The organism is Rhodococcus sp. UNC363MFTsu5.1 (assembly GCF_000686785.1).
GTDB classification, from domain to species: domain Bacteria; phylum Actinomycetota; class Actinomycetes; order Mycobacteriales; family Mycobacteriaceae; genus Rhodococcus_G; species Rhodococcus_G maanshanensis.
In genome coordinates this window covers 110,246-126,463 of the sequence record NZ_JMLO01000013.1, presented here as the reverse complement: position 1 = coordinate 126,463, position 16,218 = coordinate 110,246, and the positions used below count along the sequence as shown (strand labels likewise).

The window sequence follows — 16,218 nt, the reverse complement described above, 5'->3', positions numbered from 1 at the left end:
TCCTTCGATCGAGTACAGGCCCGCGGTCGGCATGCGGAGCGCGGCGCACAGGTTTCGATGCGCGCAGTCGCGCACGCGACCCTTTATACGGACAGGCGGCCAGTTCCTCTCGGTTTCACGACATTCCACTGTCGGACGTTCGCGGGACAGAGTTTCGGCACCGATCGCCGAACCGCAACGAGGCCCGCGATGGCACGAGAATCGTCAGCTCACGTCATCGCCGGAGGGTGAGGCGGATGATCGGGAGTTGCCGGTCGGTCTTGCGCTGGTAGTCGGCGAATCGTGGTGCGGCGGTCTCGATCTGCTTCCAGGCTCGGTCGCGTTGTTCTCCGTGGAGTTGTTCGGCGGTGACGTCGTGGGTTTCCCCGGCCAGTTCGATGCGGATCTTGTCGGGGTTGGCGGCGACGTTGTGGTACCAGGCGGGATTCTTCGGTGCGCCTGCGGCGGAAGCGACGATCAGCCAGCTGCCGTCCTCGCCGGGGAACCAGCCGACGGGGGTGCGGCGTTCGATGCCGGACTTACGGCCGACGGTGATCAGCACGAGAGCATTCATGCCGCCGAAGGCGGTTCCTCCCTTACGGATTCGTTTCTCGGCGAAGCGATTCAGCCATCGCATCACAGGTCCGGCCTTGGGCTGGCGGGCGCCGGTGGTGCCGTTGGGGGTGTCGAAAGTCATCGCGGCCTCTCGATCATGGGTGTGGGTTCGTGCCGGCCCGTCCACCGGCCGCTCGTTCGACGGTTCGCCTGAGTACGGCCAACATTCGTGCCTGCATGATCCAGACGACCGTGGGAAAGAGCCAGTAGGAGACGAAACGTCCGAGCCATCGCGGGCGGAAGACTTGATAGCCGCCGATCACCAGACGCGTGCGCCCGCCTGGAAGCTCATTCAGCTGGAAGCCCCAGAGGCCTTCGGTGTAGGCCGACGGCCGTGGCCGTCGAGGATCGAGGCTGCGACCTCGTAGATCGCTCAACCCATGCAGTCCGAGGAATCGATTCGGCTCGAGCGCCGCCACCTCCCACGCGTCCACATAACCGTGGCGACGTGTCCGGTACTTCACGTAGTCGCCGAGGGCGAGGTCCTGCCACTCGGGGTGGACGTGTCGAGCACTGGGTCGACCGGCGTTGTCGAGGTGGTCCCAGGAGTACCACCCCCCACGATCCCCGCCCAACTGCACGAGCCACGGCCAGACCTGATCCGGCAGCGCGTCGATCGTGACGGCCATCGTCGCGCCCCTTTCGCCTGCGGGGACCAGGTCTGCTCCGGGATACGGACCAGCCACTTCCTCATCGGTCGCACCCCAACGCATGAGCCGAGGGCACACCCAGGCTCGGTAGACGACGGCTACCGCCCCGACCACACATGCGATCTTGCGCCCGAATGCCACTCGACAAGCATCGGTGGCCCTACACCGCCCCGCAAGGGACCGACGCAACGGGCGCCGTGTCGTCCGCCCCTGGGCCTCGTTTTTTCACACCCCATCCGGGGACGGCTTCGCGTGCGATTCGGACACGAAATCTCCCCGGTCGGTAACTCACGATAAGTGGGGATTATGACGATCAGGAATCATCATTTCATTACGTTCGCCGTAACGTAACCTGACACGTAACGTAACTAAAAGATCCACAGCGACGAACAGGGGAGTACCCGTGAACACCGAGGCCGCGAAGGACGACGGCACCGCCGAGGAGCCGAAGGCTCGACCGGGCCGGCCCCGTCAGTACGCCACCGACGCGGACCGTGTCCGGGCCTTCCGCTCGCGCCGGAAGGCCCGTGAGCAGCAGGGCGAACTCGACGCGCTCGCAGCCGCGACACCGAGCGAGGCGGTCGGAGTCCTCGAACGGACGCTCGAGGACCTCAGGACCGTCACGGCCACCTCGATCGAGCAGTTCAACGTGTTCGCCCGGCAGATCACCGCCGCCGTGGACAAGCTCAGCGACCCGGACGCGCTCGACGTGGCACTGCACCGCGCCACCGTCGAAGTCGCGCAGACGAAGGCGAAGTACGAGACGGACCTGGCCGAGTTGCGGACACGGCACGAGGCCGCGGTGGAGGATCGGGCGAACGCAGAGGCCGCCGTCGACGCGGTCGACGCCGAACTCGCCGCCGCGGTCTCGGAACACCGGCTCGAACTCGAACGACTGTCCGCGGAGCACCAGGCCGAGGTCCAGAGCCTGGAGCAGACGCATGTGGGTGCGCTGCGAGCCGAGACCGAGCGGGTGGCGGCCGTCGAGGCGGATCGCGACACCCGCCTGTCTGCCGCAGAATCCGACCTCGACGATCTGCGCAGTCGGTTGCGCGAGGCTCAGTCCCTGGCGGAGGCGGCCGAACGAAGGGCGGCGGCCGCCGAACAGTCCTCGGCCGCCTCCGAGCACCGTGCCGAGCAGGCGGGCGTGGCGGCCGAACAACGCCTCGCGCAGGTCGTCGCGTCGGCCGAGCAACGCATCGCCGACATGCGCGCCGCGGCCGAATTCGCAGCGACCACTGCGGCGGCGACCATCGCGCGGCTCGAGAAGTCCGTCGACCACGAGCGGGCGGCGGCCACCGCCGCCCGCGAACGCGCCGACACCCTCAGGGACGATCTCGAGCGGGCCCGCCTCGACACCCGCGAGGCCCGGACCGCCGAGGCCGCACTGCGCGAGAAGTTGGACGAGCTACGCCCCCGTACTCGCGGAGGCGAGCCGGCGGAGAACGCGACCACGTGACGCGAAGTCACGGGCGGAGCCCGGGTATCAGCCGGCTTCGGGGCATGTCCCACACCGGAGGGTGTCGCGCCGCACGCTGCGTGGCGATTCCTTGACAGGTCCTCGCCGCGTGGAACCATGGTGAATGGATATTCGCGACACGCACCGCGACCACAGGAGCGCCGTCATGACTGTTTCCTCACCGACCAGGCAGGGATTCGGATCGATCCGTGCGGGCGGACTGAACTGGGATTCCTTCCCGCTGCGACTCTTCGCCAAGGGGAACTCACTGTTCTGGGATCCGGCGAACATCGACTTCCGGCGCGACGCCCAGGACTGGCGCGAACTGAACAGCGAACAGCAGCGCAGCGCGACCTATCTGTGCACCCAGTTCATCGCGGGCGAAGAGGCCGTCACCGAGGACATCCAGCCGTTCATGAAGGCGATGTCCGCGGAGGGGCGACTCGGCGACGAGATGTACCTGACGCAGTTCTGCTTCGAGGAGGCCAAGCACACGCAGGTGTTCCGGCTGTGGATGGACGCCGTCGGCCTCACCGGCGATCTGCATCCCTTCGTCGCGGAGAACCCCTACTACCGCACTCTCTTCTACGAGGAGCTGCCCGGCGCGCTCGGCGTGCTCGAGACCGACCCGAGTCCGGCGAACCAGGTGCGGGCCAGCGTCACCTACAACCACGTGATCGAGGGCAGCCTCGCCCTGACGGGTTATTTCGCGTGGCAGAAGGTGTGCACGAAAGAGGGGATCCTGCCAGGGATGCAGGAGCTGATCCGCCGGATCGGCGTCGACGAGCGCAGGCACATGGCGTGGGGCACCTTCACCTGCAGGCGTCACGTCGCCGCCGACGACTCGAACTGGGGTGTGGTCCAGCAGCGGATGGGCGAGCTGATGCCGCTCGCGCTCGGCATGATCGACTGGGTCAACAAGCAGTTCGAGGTGCAGCCGTTCGGGCTCGACGAACAGGAGTTCGTCGACTACGCGGCCGACCGGGCGCAACGCAGGCTCGTCGCCATCGAGTCGGCCCGTGGCCGCCCGCTCGAGGAGATTGACATCGACTACTCGCCGGAGACACTCGAGGACCAGTTCGGCCGGGAGGACGCCGCCGTGTTCGTCGAGGCCAGCGAGTGATCGCAGTCGCTACACGATGAAGGTCCCGACGGTCGGACTGTTCTGACAGATCACCGCGGGGCCAAGGGTGATCGAGGCGAACGCGGCGGCGGTCACCTCGCCGTGCCCGGTGTACACGGTCTTGGACTGGTACGGGTACGCCCCCTCGAGATTCACCACGCCGGACTGACCGGTGGTGTTGTTCAACCACGCCACCGTGACCTGTCCGGCCGCTGGGATCGGCGGTGCGGCCGGGAAGGACTGGAACCTGATCTCCCCGGGAGCGATTCCCGGTTCGGGTCCTGACTGGCCGGTCGCGGCCGTCAGCGACATCGGGCTGGCTTGGTTGGGACACCCGATGGTCAGCGCGGGCAGCCCGAACGGGTGCGGCGGCAGCGCGGCGGCCGGCCCCGCGATCAGGACCGCGGCGGCCGCGGGGGCGGCGAGAGTGAGGATCATCTGGGTGGTGTGTAGAGCGCGCATCGCTGCTCCCTGGGTCCGAACGTCATTGCCGGACCGGTCGCGTCGAGGCACACGGCCGAGCCCCCCGACGAGCAATGTATGACCTAGATCACATTAGCCGCCCCGGTGGGGTGCGTCGAGCGCCCACCGTCAGCGGCCGAGCAGGGTGCCCAGGCCCATGACCCGCTGCACCGCGATCTCGACGACGACCCTGGTCGGGTTCTCCCGCGGCTGGCGGTACCGGGCGGCGTAGCGGGCGACCGCGTCCGCGACCGAATCGGGGTCGGAGCGCACTGTCGCCGGACCCTCGAGGGTCAGCCACCGCGCGCCCTCGATCTGGGTGACGGCGGCGTACCCGCGTCGCTCGGCGTTGATCGCCTTCTGCGAACCGCCGTTCGTGATCACCCGGGCGAGCTGGTTCTCCTGGTCCCAGGTGAACCCGACCGCCACCACGTGCGGGGTGCCGTCACTGCGCAGCGTCGAGAGGGTGGCCAGGTGCCGATCGGCGAGGAAGGCGAGCGCCTCGGCGGACAGATCTGCTGGGTTGAAGGGGGTGCGGGCCATGCGCCGACCGTAGTCCAGCACACTTGACGGCATGAGTGTCGGATCAATCGTCATCCTCGGCGGCCGCAGCGAGATCGGTCTCGAAGTTGCCACCCGACTCGCCCCCGGCCGGACCGTCGTCCTGGCCGCGCGGCGCAGCGGGGACCTCGAAGACCAGCGCCGGGCGGTGCTGGCAGCCGGGGCCGCCTCGGTCGCGACCGTGGAGTTCGACGCCGACCACCTCGCCGACCACGGGCGGGTGCTGTCGGAGATCGTCGAGCTCGGCCCGATCGACGTGGTGGTGCTCGCCTTCGGCATCCTCGGCGACCAGGCCCGCGCCGAGACGGACGCCCAGCACGCGGTCAACGTCATCCACACCGACTTCGTCGCGCAGGTCGGCGTGCTCACCCACCTCGCGCAGCTGTTGCGCGCGCAGGGATCGGGCCGGATCGTGGTGTTCTCCTCGATCGCGGGCGCCCGGGTGCGGCGCGCGAACTACGTGTACGGCTCGGCCAAGGCCGGGCTCGACGGCTTCGCCAGCGGCCTCGGTGATGCCCTCGTGGGCAGCGGCGTGAGTCTGCTGCTGGTCCGCCCCGGCTTCGTCATCGGCCAGATGACCGAAGGGATGACCCCGGCGCCGATGTCGAGCACCCCAGGGCAGGTCGCGGATGCCGTGGTCAAGGCGCTGCGCCGGGGTCGCGAGCGCGTCTGGGTCCCCGGCATGCTGCGGCTGGCCATCGTCGTGATGCGGCTCCTGCCACAACGCATCTGGCGACGGATGCCGCGATGACCGAATCGCTGACGGTCGTCGGCATCGGCGCGGACGGGTGGCCCGGGCTGTCCCCGAACGCGCAACGCGCGATCGCAGGCGCCGAGGTGTTGATGGGTTCGCCGCGTCACTTGGACCTGGTCCCTGACGGCTCGGACGCCGTGCGGGTGCCCTGGCCGTCGCCCCTCGTGCCCGCGCTGCCCGGCCTGCTCGCCGAGCACGACGGCAGGCGGGTGTGCGTGCTCGCCAGCGGCGACCCGATGTTCCACGGCATCGGGGTGACCCTGACGAACCTCGTTGGCCCCGAGCGGGTGCGGGTGATCGCGCACCCCTCCTCCGCCTCGCTTGCGTGCGCCCGGCTCGGCTGGGCGCTGCACGAGACCCCTGTCGTGAGCGTCGTGAACAGGCCCGTCGAGGTGATCGCCCCGGAGTTGGCCGACCATCGGCGGTTCCTGGTGCTCAGTCGCGACGCGGGCACCCCGGCGGCACTGGCCGCGCTGCTCCGCGAGAACGGGTACGGCGGTAGTGAACTCGCCGTGCTCGAGCAACTCGGCGGCGATCGAGAGCGGATCCTGCGGGGCCGGGCGGACGGCTGGGATCATCCGGCGGGCGACCCCCTCAACATCGTCGCGGTCCGCTGCGCGGGGGGCGTCGCGGTACCGCGACTGACCCGCGTGCCCGGCCTTCCCGACGAGGCGTACGAGTCCGACGGCCAGCTCACCAAGCAGGAGATCCGGGCCCTGACCCTGTCCGCGCTCGCGCCTGCCCCCGGCGAGTTGCTATGGGATGTCGGCGGGGGAGCAGGCAGCATCGGGATCGAGTGGATGCGCGCCGATGCCAGCTGCCGTGCAATCGGTTTCGAGCGGGATCCCGATCGCGCGGCCCGGATGGAGGCCAACGCCCGCCGGCTCGGCGTGCCCGGGCTCGAGATCCGGGGCGCCGCACCCGCCGCTCTCGTGGACGCACCGGTCCCGGACGCGATCTTCCTCGGCGGCGGCGTGACCGCGGCAGGGGTCTTCGAGACCTGTTGGGACCGACTGCCGTCCGGCGGCCGGATGGTGGTGAACGCGGTGACCGCGGAATCCGAGGCCCTGGTGCTGCGGTGGCACGGACTGCACGGCGGGACGCTGCGCAAGTTCCAGGTCTACCGGGGCGGGCCGCTCGGCGGGTTCACCGCGTGGCGCCCGCAACTGCCCGTAGCCCAGTGGATCGCGACAAAGAAGGAACAAGCCCAGTGACCGTCCATTTCATCGGGGCAGGCCCCGGCGCAGCCGATCTCATCACGGTGCGCGGCCAGCGGATCATCGGCCAGAGCCCGGTGTGCCTGTACGCGGGCAGCCTGGTCCCCGCCGAGCTCCTCGCGATGTGCCCCGAGGGGGCGGAGATCGTCGACACCGCGCGACTGAGCCTCGACGAGATCACCGACCGCCTGATCGCTGCCGACCGGGCCGGGCTCGACGTGGCGCGGCTGCACTCGGGGGACCCGTCCATCTACAGTGCGGTCGCCGAACAGGCCCGCCGCCTCGACGCGGCAGGCGTCGACTACCAGATCGTGCCGGGGGTACCGGCATTCACCGCGGCCGCGGCCGCGCTGGGGCGCGAACTGACGGTCCCCGGCGTGTCCCAGTCGATCGTCCTCACCCGGGTCTCCACGCTGTCCACCGCGATGCCCCCCGGTGAGGACCTGGCGACCCTGGGTGCGAGCGGGGCCACGCTGGTGATCCACCTGGCCGCACACCGCATCGACCAGGTCGCCGAGGAGCTGCGCGGCCCCTACGGCGGGGACTGCCCGGTCGCGGTGGTCGCGTTCGCCAGCCGACCGGACGAGATCATCCTGCGGGGGACCGTCGATTCGGTCGCCGCCCAGGTGCACGCGGCCGGGGTGACCAAGACCGCGGTGATCATCGTCGGCCGGGTACTGAGCGCCGAGGGATTCCCGGACAGCTACCTGTACTCGGCCTCGCGGCGGCGAACCGACCACTGATGGCGCCGACGATGCGCGTGCTGATCCTCGGCGGGACCGCCGAGGCCCGATCCCTGGCGGCCCGGCTGTCGGGCGCACCGGACGTCGAGGTCGTCTCGTCGCTGGCCGGCCGGGTCCGCGACCCCAGGCTGCCCGAGGGCGAGGTGCGGATCGGCGGGTTCGGGGGAGCGACCGGACTGCAGGACTGGCTTCGCGACAACGCCATCCGCGCCGTGCTCGACGCCACCCATCCGTTCGCGGCCCGCATCTCGGGCAACGCGGCGGCGGCGACCACCCGGTCCGGGCTCCCGTTCGCCGTGGTGCAACGGCCGCCGTGGTCGCCCCGCCCGGGTGACAACTGGTTGGAGGTGGACTCGCTCGAGGCCGCCGCGGCCGCGCTGCCGGACCTGGGGCGCCGGGTGTTTCTCACCATCGGCAGGCAGGGTGTGGACCGATTCGCCACCGTGGACGCCGATTTCCTGGTCCGGGCGATCGATCCGCCAGAGGGCCCGACACCGGCCCGGATGACGCTTCTGCTCGACCGCGGACCCTTCGAGGTCGGCCGTGAGTCCGCGCTGCTGCGTGAGCACGACATCGACGTGCTGGTCTCCAAGAACAGCGGGGGAGACCTGACGGTCGCGAAACTCACCGCTGCGCGAGAACTCGGCGTCCCGGTCGTGATGATCCGTCGTCCGCCGAATCCGCTCGGCGCCACGGTGTTCGACGGCGTCGACGAAGCGGAGCGCTGGCTACTCGCCGTCCTCGACTGAATCGTCATCGGCGGGCACCTCGACCGCCTTGGCCGCCACCGCCTGCGCCAATACGTCCAGGTGCCGATTCGTCACCTCGGTGTCGCGATCGACCAGCCACCGCAGCACCAACCCGTCCAGGGTGGCGAGTCCGAATCGAGCGATCGCGGAAACAGGCTCGGTCCACGCGGTTCCGGTTGCCCGCGCACATTCGTCCATGAATGCCGCGACCTCGGCGGTCATGTGCTCCCGCTGGGCGACGGCGATCGCACCCGCGCGCGGGAAACCGGCCTCGCGGTGGCGGAGCGATTGGGCCATGATCTCGTAGGTCAGCAGCCGACGCTCCGGGTTGGCCTCGATCACCGGCCAGCCCCACTCGAGCCCCGTCCGGATCAGCGTGTACAGGCCTTGCCTGCCACGCAGATCCGGCCATTCGGTGAGGGTGTCGAAGGTGATGCGGGCCGAGCCACTGAGTTCGAGGACGAGTTGCTCGGCCATGGCGACCACGAGCTCTTCCTTGTTCTCGAAGCAGTACTGGACCATGCCGATCGACACGCCCGTATGTGCGGCGACCGCTCTGATGGTGACGGCTTCCATGCCGCCACGTTTGGCCAGTTCCAGCGCGCTCATCACCAAGGTGGCGCGCCGCTCATCCCCAGTGAGCCTACTTCCCATTCAGTGATCCTAGCGCTTGACGGACCCTCTTTTGGACAATCGTCCAACAGAGGGTCCGTGTCGTCCGTTCGTCTGGGATCTCAACCGCGTCAAGTGGTTCAGCGTAGGAACTTCACGCCGGGTAGCGGCGGGGCGTGAACACCAGGGCGCCCTCGGCGCCGTCGACCACGGTGGTCAGCGAGGAGCCGATGATCAGGAGGCAACGCATGTCGATCTCGGCGGGGTCGAGCTCGCCGAGGGTGACGATCCGAACGCTCTCCTGCGGACCCGCGACGTCACGGCCGATGATGACCGGGGTCGCGGGATCGCGATGCTCGAGCAGCAGGTCGCGCATCGCGCCCACCTGCCAGGTGCGCGAACGCGACGCGGGGTTGTAGACGGCGATCGCCATGTCCGCCGCGGCCACCGCGGAGATCCGCTTGGCGACGATGTCCCACGGCTTGAGTCGATCGGAGAGCGAGATCACCGCGTAGTCGTGGCCGAGCGGGGCGCCCGCCCGGCTCGCGACGGCGTTGGCCGCGGTCATGCCGGGCAGCACCCGGACCGGGACGCCGGACCACTGATCGTCGGCGGCCATCTCGATCACCGCGGCCGCCATCGCGAATACGCCGGGGTCACCTGAGGACACCACGACCACCCGCGCGCCGCGCTTGGCCAGGTCCAATGCCATTGCCGCACGCTCGGATTCGACCTTGTTGTCGCTCGCGTGCCGGTTCTGGCCCTCGATCACGGGCACCCGGTTGACATAGGTGGTGTACCCGACGATGTCGGTCGCGCGAGCCAGCTCCGCGCGCACCTCGGGGGTGGTCCATGCCTCGTCGCCGGGCCCGAGCCCGACCACGGTGACGTATCCCGTCGCCTGCCCCGTAGACGCTGCCCGGTCCGCCACGGCACCGTTGTTCGACGGACTCGGCACCAGCGCGATCGAGAAGTACGGCACCTGCGACTCGTCCACATCGGCGGCCGCGATCACCCGCTGCTTGGGGGTACTGGCCCGCTCGACATAGCTGGCCTCGGCGAGGCGGCCGGAATCGGTGAGCGCCTGCCGCACGGCGGGAAAGGTGCGGCCGAGCTTGAGGATCGCCGCCGAATCCGTCTCCCGCAGCCGCCTGGTCAGTTCCTCGACGGGGAGGGTGCCCGGCAGCACGGTGAGGATCTCGTCGCGCTCGACGAGGGGAGTGCCGAGCGCCGCCGAGGCCGCACTGATGGACGTGACGCCCGGGATCACCTCCGCCTCGAACCGGTCCTGCAACCGCTTGTGCATGTGCATGTAGGAGCTGTAGAAGAGCGGGTCGCCCGCCGCGAGCAGCGCCACCGTCCGGCCCGCCTCGAGATGCTCGGCCAGCCGCTGCGCTGCCGCCGCATAGAACTCGTCGATCGCGCCCTGATAGCCGCCGGGGTGATCCACCGTCTCGGTGGTCACCGGGTACACCAGGTGCTCCTCGATCTGGCCCTCTCGCATGTAGGGCTGTGCGACGGCACGCGAGATGCTGCGACCGTGCCTGGCGCTGTGGAACGCGATGACGTCGGCCTCGGCGATGATCCGGGCCGCCTTCACCGTCACCAGCTCCGGATCGCCCGGGCCGAGCCCGATGCCCCAGAGCTTGCCGGGGGTCACCTGATCCACCATCACTCCACCTCGCTGGCGATGGCGTTGAGCGCGGCCGCGGTGATCGCGCTGCCGCCGCGGCGACCGCGGACGACCAGGTACTCCGAGCTACCGCGGGCGATCAGGTCGTCCTTGGACTCGGCGGCGCCGATGAAGCCCACCGGTCCACCCACGATCGCCGCCGGGCGCGGTGCGCCCTGATCGATCATGTCGAGCAGGTGGAACAGCGCGGTCGGGGCGTTTCCGATCGCGACAACCGCGCCGTCCAGCTTGTCGCCCCACAGCTCGAGTGCGGCGGCGGATCGGGTGTTGCCCAGCTGCTCGGCGATCACGGGGACACGGGGATCGGCAAGGGCGCACAGCACCTCGTTGTTCGCGGGCAGCCGCTTGCGGGTGACTCCCGCCGCGACCATGGTCGCGTCGCACAGGATCGGAGCCCCAGCCCGCAGCGCGGCACGGGCGGACTCGACGACGCCGGGCGTGAACGCGATGTCGTCGACCAGGTCGACCTGTCCCGACGCGTGGATCATCCGCACCACCACCTGCGATACGTCCGCCGGGAACCGGCCGAGGTCAGCCTCGGCCCTGATGGTGGCGAAGGACTGACGGTAGATCTCGGCGCCGTCGCGGATGTAGTCGGTCATGCGCCACACGATATGGGGTCAGCGCGGCCGTCGGTCCACCCGGTAGCCGTCGCCGGTGGCCACCACGTCGACGACCTCGCCCTTGGGCCTGCCGCATTTGCGCTCGCAGCCAACCCAGTGCTGCCTGCCGTCCACCGGCAGCTCCCCGGCCGCAACCGCCGCACCGAGGTCGCCGCGGACATCGGCAAGGGACTTGGCGCAACCGGGGCTTCCCGTGCAGGCACTGACCTGCAGCCAGGGCGAGCCGGCGTCGAAGATCAGACCCATCGGCGCGAGCACCCGCACCACCTGCTCCGCGGTCCATTCGTCGAGGTCGCACAGCAGAACCGAACGCCACGGCGTCACCACGAGGGGCCTGTCAACGGCGGCCAGGAACTCAGCGGTGCGCGCGGGGATCGTCCCGAGCGCGAGGCCTGCGGCAAGGGTGACGCTGCCGTCGCCGTGATCGAGCCAGCCGATCGGCCCGGCCCCATCGGCCGCCAGGTCGGCGGGCTCCGCCCCGGCCCGCAGGCCGAGAAGGGCGAGGATCCGCTCCGGACCTTCCTCGATCTCGTGCAGCCGCCACTCGTCCCCGCGGATCGCGAGCAGGTGTCGGGCGGCCTCGAGCAGCACCGGCACCCCGTCGACCGCGGGGATCCGGGCGCCGGAGTCGCGGCCGGCCAGGACCAGGCTCACCTCGTCGGCGCCGACGGCGTGCAGACCGAGGTCCGCGGACAGCCCCGAGACGTCGCCGCGACCGTCGTCGAGGGAGAACATCACCCGACCCGGCAGTCGCGCCAGCATCGGGTCGGCGCACAGGCCGCGGTCGAGATCGCGCACCCAGTCGCGCACGTCGACGAGACCACCGATCCGCCCGGACAGGGGACTGGCGAGGATGTTGCGCACCCGTTCGTGGGTGGCCGAGGGCAGCAGGCCGATCTCGGCCAGCCGCTCGGCGAAGCGGGAGGGGTCGGTGACCGCGCGCAGCTGCAGATTGCCGCGCGAGGTGAGCTCCAGCTCGCCCGCCGCGAGTTCGCGGGACGCCTCGGCCAGCGCCTGTAACTGGCCCGGTTCGAGGTACCCGCCGGGCAGCCGCACCCGGGCCAGCGCGCCGTCAGCCGCCTGGTGCACCTGGAGGGCACCGGGGCAGGCGTCGGGGCGGGAACGGTCGGGGGTGTTCGGTTCAGCGGACATCGTCTCCAGGCTACGTCCCGGCACCGGTAGCATCAGCGGCGCTTGCGGCAGCTCGAGAGGAAACCGGTGGGAATCCGGTGCGGTCGCGCCACTGTCACCCGACCGCCCGCCGCCCGCGGGCACCGGGGAGCCAGACCCTCCGCCGCTGCCGTTCCGTACCGATGGGGCGCGAAACCCCGAGGAGGCCTCACCGTGATCCTGCTGCTGTCGACGTCCGACACCGACCTGCTCAGCGCCCGTGCCAGCGGCGCCGAGTACCGCTGGGCGAACCCGTCCCGGCTCCTTGTGGACGACCTGCCCGGTCTGCTCGAGGGGGTCGAGCTGGTGGTGGTGCGCATCCTCGGCGGCCGCCGCGCCTGGGAGGACGGGCTCGATGCCGTCCTCGCCGCCGGCCTGCCGACGGTGGTGCTCGGCGGCGAGCTCGCCCCGGATGCCGAGCTGATGGAGCACTCGACGGTGCCGGGCGGCGTGTCCGCCGAGGCGCATTCGTACCTGGCCCAGGGCGGCGCGCAGAACCTGCTCCAGTTGCACCACTTCCTCACCGACACCGTGCTGCTCACCGGGTACGGATTCGAGCCGCCGGTGCACACCCCCACCTGGGGCCACCTGGAGCGGGGCACGGTCGCGGAGAACGACGGCCCCACCATCGCGGTGCTCTACTACCGCGCCCAGCACCTGGCAGGCAACACCGAGTACGTCGAGGCCCTGTGCCGCGCGATCGAGGCCGCGGGTGCCAACGCACTGCCCATCTTCTGCGCCTCGCTGCGCACGGCCGAGCCGGAGCTGCTCGCGACCCTCGGCACGGTCGACGCCATGGTGGTGACCGTCCTCGCGGCGGGCGGCACCAAGCCCGCGGGCGCATCGGCAGGCGAGGACGACGAGGCCTGGGATGTCACCGAACTGGCCGCGCTCGACGTGCCCATCCTGCAGGGCCTGTGCCTGACCAGCAGCCGCGAGGCATGGGAGTCCAACGACGACGGCCTCTCGCCGATGGACGTCGCGACGCAGGTCGCGGTGCCCGAGTTCGACGGCCGGCTGATCACGGTTCCGTTCTCGTTCAAGGAGATCGACGCCGACGGACTCACCGCGTACGTGCCCGACCCGGAGCGGGCGGCCCGGGTCGCGGGCATCGCGGTGCGGCACGCCCGGCTGCGGCACATCCCGTTGGCGGAGAAGCGGATCGCGTTGATGCTCTCCGCCTATCCGACCAAGCACGCCCGCATCGGGAATGCCGTCGGCCTGGACACCCCGGCCAGCGCGATCGCGCTGCTCACCGAGATGCGCGCGGCCGGCTACGACCTCGGGCCGCTCGACGGGGAGGACGCACTGCCCGGCCTGGCCGCAGGGGACGGTGACGCCCTGATCCATGCGCTCATCGCGGCGGGCGGGCAGGACCCGGACTGGCTGACCGCGGAGCAACTCGAGGGCAACCCGATCCGCATCTCCGCGGCGCGGTACCGCCAGTGGTTCGCCACGCTGCCGCAGGACCTGCGCGAGGGCGTCGAGAAGCACTGGGGCGCCGCGCCCGGCGAGCTGTACGTTGACCGGTCGGCGGACCCCGACGGCGAGATCGTCATCGCGGCGATGCAGGTCGGCAACGTGGTCCTGATGGTGCAGCCGCCCCGCGGGTTCGGCGAGAATCCCGTTGCCATCTACCACGATCCGGATCTGCCGCCGAGCCATCACTACCTGGCCGCCTACCGCTGGCTGGCGGCCCGCCAGGACGAGGGCGGTTTCGGCGCCGACGCCGTGGTGCACCTGGGCAAGCACGGGAACCTGGAGTGGCTGCCGGGGAAGACGCTCGGCATGTCCGCGTCCTGCGGCACCGACGCGGCGCTCGGTGAGCTGCCGCTGATCTACCCGTTCCTGGTGAACGATCCGGGTGAGGGCACCCAGGCCAAGCGCCGCGCCCACGCCACCCTGGTCGACCACCTGATCCCACCGATGGCCCGGGCCGAGAGCTACGGCGACATCTCGCGTCTCGAGCAACTGCTCGACGAGCACTCCAACATCTCGGCGCTCGACCCGGCGAAACTGCCCGCGATCCGCCAGCAGATCTGGACGCTGATGCGCGCGGCGAAGATGGACCACGATCTGGGCCTCGCGGAGCGCCCCGACGAGGACGTCTTCGACGACATGCTGCTGCACGTCGACGGCTGGTTGTGCGAGATCAAGGACGTGCAGATCCGCGACGGGCTGCACATTCTCGGCCAGGCGCCAGAGGGTGACGCGGAGGTCGAGCTCGTGCTCGCGATCCTGCGGGCCCGGCAGATGTGGGGCGGCGAACGCACCGTGCCCGGCCTGCGAGAGGCGCTGGGGCTCAGCGAGGACGGCGACGAGGCCCGCACCCGGGTCGACGCGATCGAGGAGATCGCGCATCGGCTGGTCGCGGACCTGCAGGCCACCGACTGGGACCCGGCCGCCGCGGCGACGTTGGGTGCCGAGCACGGCGAGCAGGTGGTGGCCGTGCTGGAGTTCGCGGCGGCGGAGGTGGTGCCTCGGTTGCGGCAGACGGCAGGCGAGATCGCGCAGGTGCTGCGCGCCCTCGACGGTCGGTTCATCGCCGCCGGTCCGAGCGGGTCGCCGCTGCGCGGTCTGGTCAACGTGCTGCCCACCGGTCGCAACTTCTATTCGGTTGATCCGAAGGCGGTGCCGTCGCGACTGGCCTGGGAGACCGGTCAGGCGATGGCGGAATCGCTACTGGCTCGCTACCTGGCCGATCACGGCGAGTATCCGCGGTCCGTCGGGCTCTCCGTCTGGGGCACCTCGGCGATGCGCACCTCCGGCGATGACATCGCGGAAGTCTTTGCCCTGCTGGGTGTCCGGCCGGTGTGGGACGAGGCCTCGCGGCGCGTCACCAGCCTGGAGATCATTTCGTTGGAGGAGCTGGGCAGGCCCCGCGTCGACGTGACCGTCCGCATCAGTGGTTTCTTCCGGGACGCCTTCCCGCACGTGCTTGCGCTGCTCGACGACGCGGTCCGGCTGGTCGCGGCGCTGGACGAGCCCGCCGAGAGCAACTACATCCGTGCCCACGCTCAGGCGGACCTGGCCGAGCACGGCGACGACCGCCGGGCCACCACCCGCATCTTCGGGTCCAAGCCGGGCACCTACGGCGCGGGACTGCTCCAGCTGATCGACTCGAAGAGCTGGCGTAACGACGCCGACCTCGCCGAGGTGTACACGACCTGGGGCGGCTACGCCTACGGCCGAGGCCTCGACGGCGCGCCCGCATCCGACGACATGCGCACCGCCTACCGCCGAATCGCGGTGGCCGCCAAGAACACCGACACCCGCGAACACGACATCGCCGACTCCGACGACTACTTCCAGTACCACGGCGGCATGGTCGCCACCGTCCGCGCGCTGACGGGGAAATCTCCGGAGGCCTACATCGGCGACAGCACCCGACCCGACGCCGTCCGCACCCGCACGCTGTCGGAGGAGACCGCCCGGGTGTTCCGCGCGCGGGTGGTCAACCCGCGCTGGCTCGAGGCGATGCGCAGGCACGGCTACAAGGGCGCCTTCGAGATGGCCGCGACCGTCGACTACCTGTTCGGGTACGACGCCACCACCAACGTCGTCGCGGACTGGATGTACGAGAAGCTCGCCGAGACCTACGTGCTGGACGAGCAGAACCGCAAGTTCATGACCGAGTCCAATCCCTGGGCGCTGCACGGGATCGCGGAGCGGCTGCTCGAGGCCGCCGAGCGCGACATGTGGGAGCAGCCCGAGCAGCAGACGCTCGACGGGCTGCGACAGGTCTACCTCGAGACCGAGGGCGAGCTCGAGGGGGAGTAGTCGGCCCGGTGCCCCTAGGCTGATCGGC

15 protein-coding genes are annotated in these 16,218 nt (G+C 70.5%); 7 read left to right on the top strand and 8 right to left on the bottom strand.

Annotation, left to right across the window (positions count from 1 at the left end):
* Positions 1-214: 214 nt before the first annotated feature.
* Both BR31_RS0113135 and BR31_RS0113130 read right to left on the bottom strand, forming a co-directional pair.
* Complete coding sequence (locus BR31_RS0113135) at positions 215-676, bottom strand: nitroreductase/quinone reductase family protein (protein WP_027501372.1); 462 nt, start codon at positions 674-676, stop codon at positions 215-217.
* 13 nt (positions 677-689) lie between these two features.
* The gene (locus BR31_RS0113130; protein WP_051637371.1) at positions 690-1,223 is read right to left on the bottom strand and encodes a hypothetical protein; all 534 of its coding nucleotides are present in this window, start codon (positions 1,221-1,223) and stop codon (positions 690-692) included.
* A 424-nt stretch (positions 1,224-1,647) separates the two neighbouring features.
* Here BR31_RS0113130 and BR31_RS0113125 point away from each other — a divergent pair, with 424 nt between their 5' ends.
* Both BR31_RS0113125 and BR31_RS0113120 read left to right on the top strand, forming a co-directional pair.
* Entirely contained in the window at positions 1,648-2,703 is a 1,056-nt protein-coding gene (locus BR31_RS0113125) for a coiled-coil domain-containing protein (RefSeq protein ID WP_027501370.1), read from the top strand.
* Positions 2,704-2,869: 166 nt separating this feature from the next.
* Positions 2,870-3,826, top strand: coding sequence for a R2-like ligand-binding oxidase (locus BR31_RS0113120; RefSeq protein WP_027501369.1), 957 nt, complete (start codon positions 2,870-2,872; stop codon positions 3,824-3,826).
* 9 nt (positions 3,827-3,835) lie between these two features.
* Here BR31_RS0113120 and BR31_RS0113115 read toward each other — a convergent pair whose 3' ends face one another.
* Both BR31_RS0113115 and BR31_RS0113110 read right to left on the bottom strand, forming a co-directional pair.
* On the bottom strand, positions 3,836-4,288 hold the full coding sequence (locus BR31_RS0113115) for a hypothetical protein (protein WP_037176527.1): 453 nt from the start codon (positions 4,286-4,288) through the stop codon (positions 3,836-3,838).
* 129 nt (positions 4,289-4,417) lie between these two features.
* Positions 4,418-4,831, bottom strand: a complete 414-nt coding sequence (locus tag BR31_RS0113110) for a PPOX class F420-dependent oxidoreductase (protein ID WP_027501367.1) — start codon at positions 4,829-4,831, stop codon at positions 4,418-4,420.
* 31 nt (positions 4,832-4,862) lie between these two features.
* Between BR31_RS0113110 and BR31_RS0113105 the strand changes: the two genes are divergently transcribed.
* From BR31_RS0113105 to BR31_RS28515, 4 genes are read left to right on the top strand one after another with little or no spacing between them, the layout of a single operon-like run.
* Complete coding sequence (locus BR31_RS0113105) at positions 4,863-5,600, top strand: decaprenylphospho-beta-D-erythro-pentofuranosid-2-ulose 2-reductase (RefSeq protein WP_027501366.1); 738 nt, start codon at positions 4,863-4,865, stop codon at positions 5,598-5,600.
* The gene (locus BR31_RS0113100; protein WP_027501365.1) at positions 5,597-6,817 is read left to right on the top strand and encodes a bifunctional cobalt-precorrin-7 (C(5))-methyltransferase/cobalt-precorrin-6B (C(15))-methyltransferase; all 1,221 of its coding nucleotides are present in this window, start codon (positions 5,597-5,599) and stop codon (positions 6,815-6,817) included. Before BR31_RS0113105 ends, BR31_RS0113100 begins: the two co-directional genes overlap by 4 nt.
* Positions 6,814-7,563 carry a precorrin-4 C(11)-methyltransferase gene (cobM, locus tag BR31_RS0113095; protein WP_027501364.1) on the top strand — a complete coding sequence of 250 codons (750 nt, stop codon included), beginning with the start codon at positions 6,814-6,816 and terminating at the stop codon, positions 7,561-7,563. Before BR31_RS0113100 ends, cobM begins: the two co-directional genes overlap by 4 nt.
* Entirely contained in the window at positions 7,563-8,312 is a 750-nt protein-coding gene (locus tag BR31_RS28515) for a cobalt-precorrin-6A reductase (protein WP_231496473.1), read from the top strand. The genes cobM and BR31_RS28515 overlap by 1 nt, the downstream gene beginning before the upstream one ends.
* On the opposite strand, the gene BR31_RS0113085 is transcribed toward BR31_RS28515, so the two are convergent.
* The 4 genes from BR31_RS0113085 to cobG all read right to left on the bottom strand — a co-directional run bounded on the left by BR31_RS0113085 (position 8,292) and on the right by cobG (position 12,392).
* Positions 8,292-8,966, bottom strand: a complete 675-nt coding sequence (locus BR31_RS0113085) for a TetR/AcrR family transcriptional regulator (protein WP_027501363.1) — start codon at positions 8,964-8,966, stop codon at positions 8,292-8,294. The two genes, BR31_RS28515 and BR31_RS0113085, sit on opposite strands and share 21 nt — an antisense overlap.
* A 112-nt stretch (positions 8,967-9,078) precedes the next feature.
* Positions 9,079-10,596, bottom strand: coding sequence for a precorrin-3B C(17)-methyltransferase (cobJ, locus tag BR31_RS0113080; protein ID WP_037176525.1), 1,518 nt, complete (start codon positions 10,594-10,596; stop codon positions 9,079-9,081).
* The gene (locus BR31_RS0113075) at positions 10,596-11,219 is read right to left on the bottom strand and encodes a precorrin-8X methylmutase (protein ID WP_027501361.1); all 624 of its coding nucleotides are present in this window, start codon (positions 11,217-11,219) and stop codon (positions 10,596-10,598) included. The genes cobJ and BR31_RS0113075 overlap by 1 nt, the downstream gene beginning before the upstream one ends.
* An 18-nt stretch (positions 11,220-11,237) precedes the next feature.
* A complete protein-coding gene (cobG, locus tag BR31_RS0113070) occupies positions 11,238-12,392 on the bottom strand; it encodes a precorrin-3B synthase (protein ID WP_027501360.1) in 1,155 nt (384 codons plus the stop codon).
* 192 nt (positions 12,393-12,584) lie between these two features.
* Between cobG and cobN the strand changes: the two genes are divergently transcribed.
* Entirely contained in the window at positions 12,585-16,190 is a 3,606-nt protein-coding gene (gene cobN, locus BR31_RS0113065) for a cobaltochelatase subunit CobN (protein WP_027501359.1), read from the top strand.
* Positions 16,191-16,218 lie beyond the last annotated feature (28 nt).

Excerpts from the sequence above, each read along its gene's own strand:
- BR31_RS0113135 (WP_027501372.1), bottom strand. The coding sequence starts at position 676 with ATGACTTTCGACACCCCCAACGGCACCACCGGCGCCCGCCAGCCCAAG.
- BR31_RS0113130 (WP_051637371.1), bottom strand. The coding sequence starts at position 1,223 with ATGGCCGTCACGATCGACGCGCTGCCGGATCAGGTCTGGCCGTGGCTC.
- BR31_RS0113120 (WP_027501369.1), top strand. The coding sequence starts at position 2,870 with ATGACTGTTTCCTCACCGACCAGGCAGGGATTCGGATCGATCCGTGCG.
- BR31_RS0113115 (WP_037176527.1), bottom strand. The coding sequence starts at position 4,288 with ATGCGCGCTCTACACACCACCCAGATGATCCTCACTCTCGCCGCCCCC.
- BR31_RS0113110 (WP_027501367.1), bottom strand. The coding sequence starts at position 4,831 with ATGGCCCGCACCCCCTTCAACCCAGCAGATCTGTCCGCCGAGGCGCTC.
- BR31_RS0113105 (WP_027501366.1), top strand. The coding sequence starts at position 4,863 with ATGAGTGTCGGATCAATCGTCATCCTCGGCGGCCGCAGCGAGATCGGT.
- BR31_RS0113100 (WP_027501365.1), top strand. The coding sequence starts at position 5,597 with ATGACCGAATCGCTGACGGTCGTCGGCATCGGCGCGGACGGGTGGCCC.
- BR31_RS28515 (WP_231496473.1), top strand. The coding sequence starts at position 7,563 with ATGGCGCCGACGATGCGCGTGCTGATCCTCGGCGGGACCGCCGAGGCC.
- BR31_RS0113085 (WP_027501363.1), bottom strand. The coding sequence starts at position 8,966 with ATGGGAAGTAGGCTCACTGGGGATGAGCGGCGCGCCACCTTGGTGATG.
- cobJ (WP_037176525.1), bottom strand. The coding sequence starts at position 10,596 with ATGGTGGATCAGGTGACCCCCGGCAAGCTCTGGGGCATCGGGCTCGGC.
- BR31_RS0113075 (WP_027501361.1), bottom strand. The coding sequence starts at position 11,219 with ATGACCGACTACATCCGCGACGGCGCCGAGATCTACCGTCAGTCCTTC.
- cobG (WP_027501360.1), bottom strand. The coding sequence starts at position 12,392 with ATGTCCGCTGAACCGAACACCCCCGACCGTTCCCGCCCCGACGCCTGC.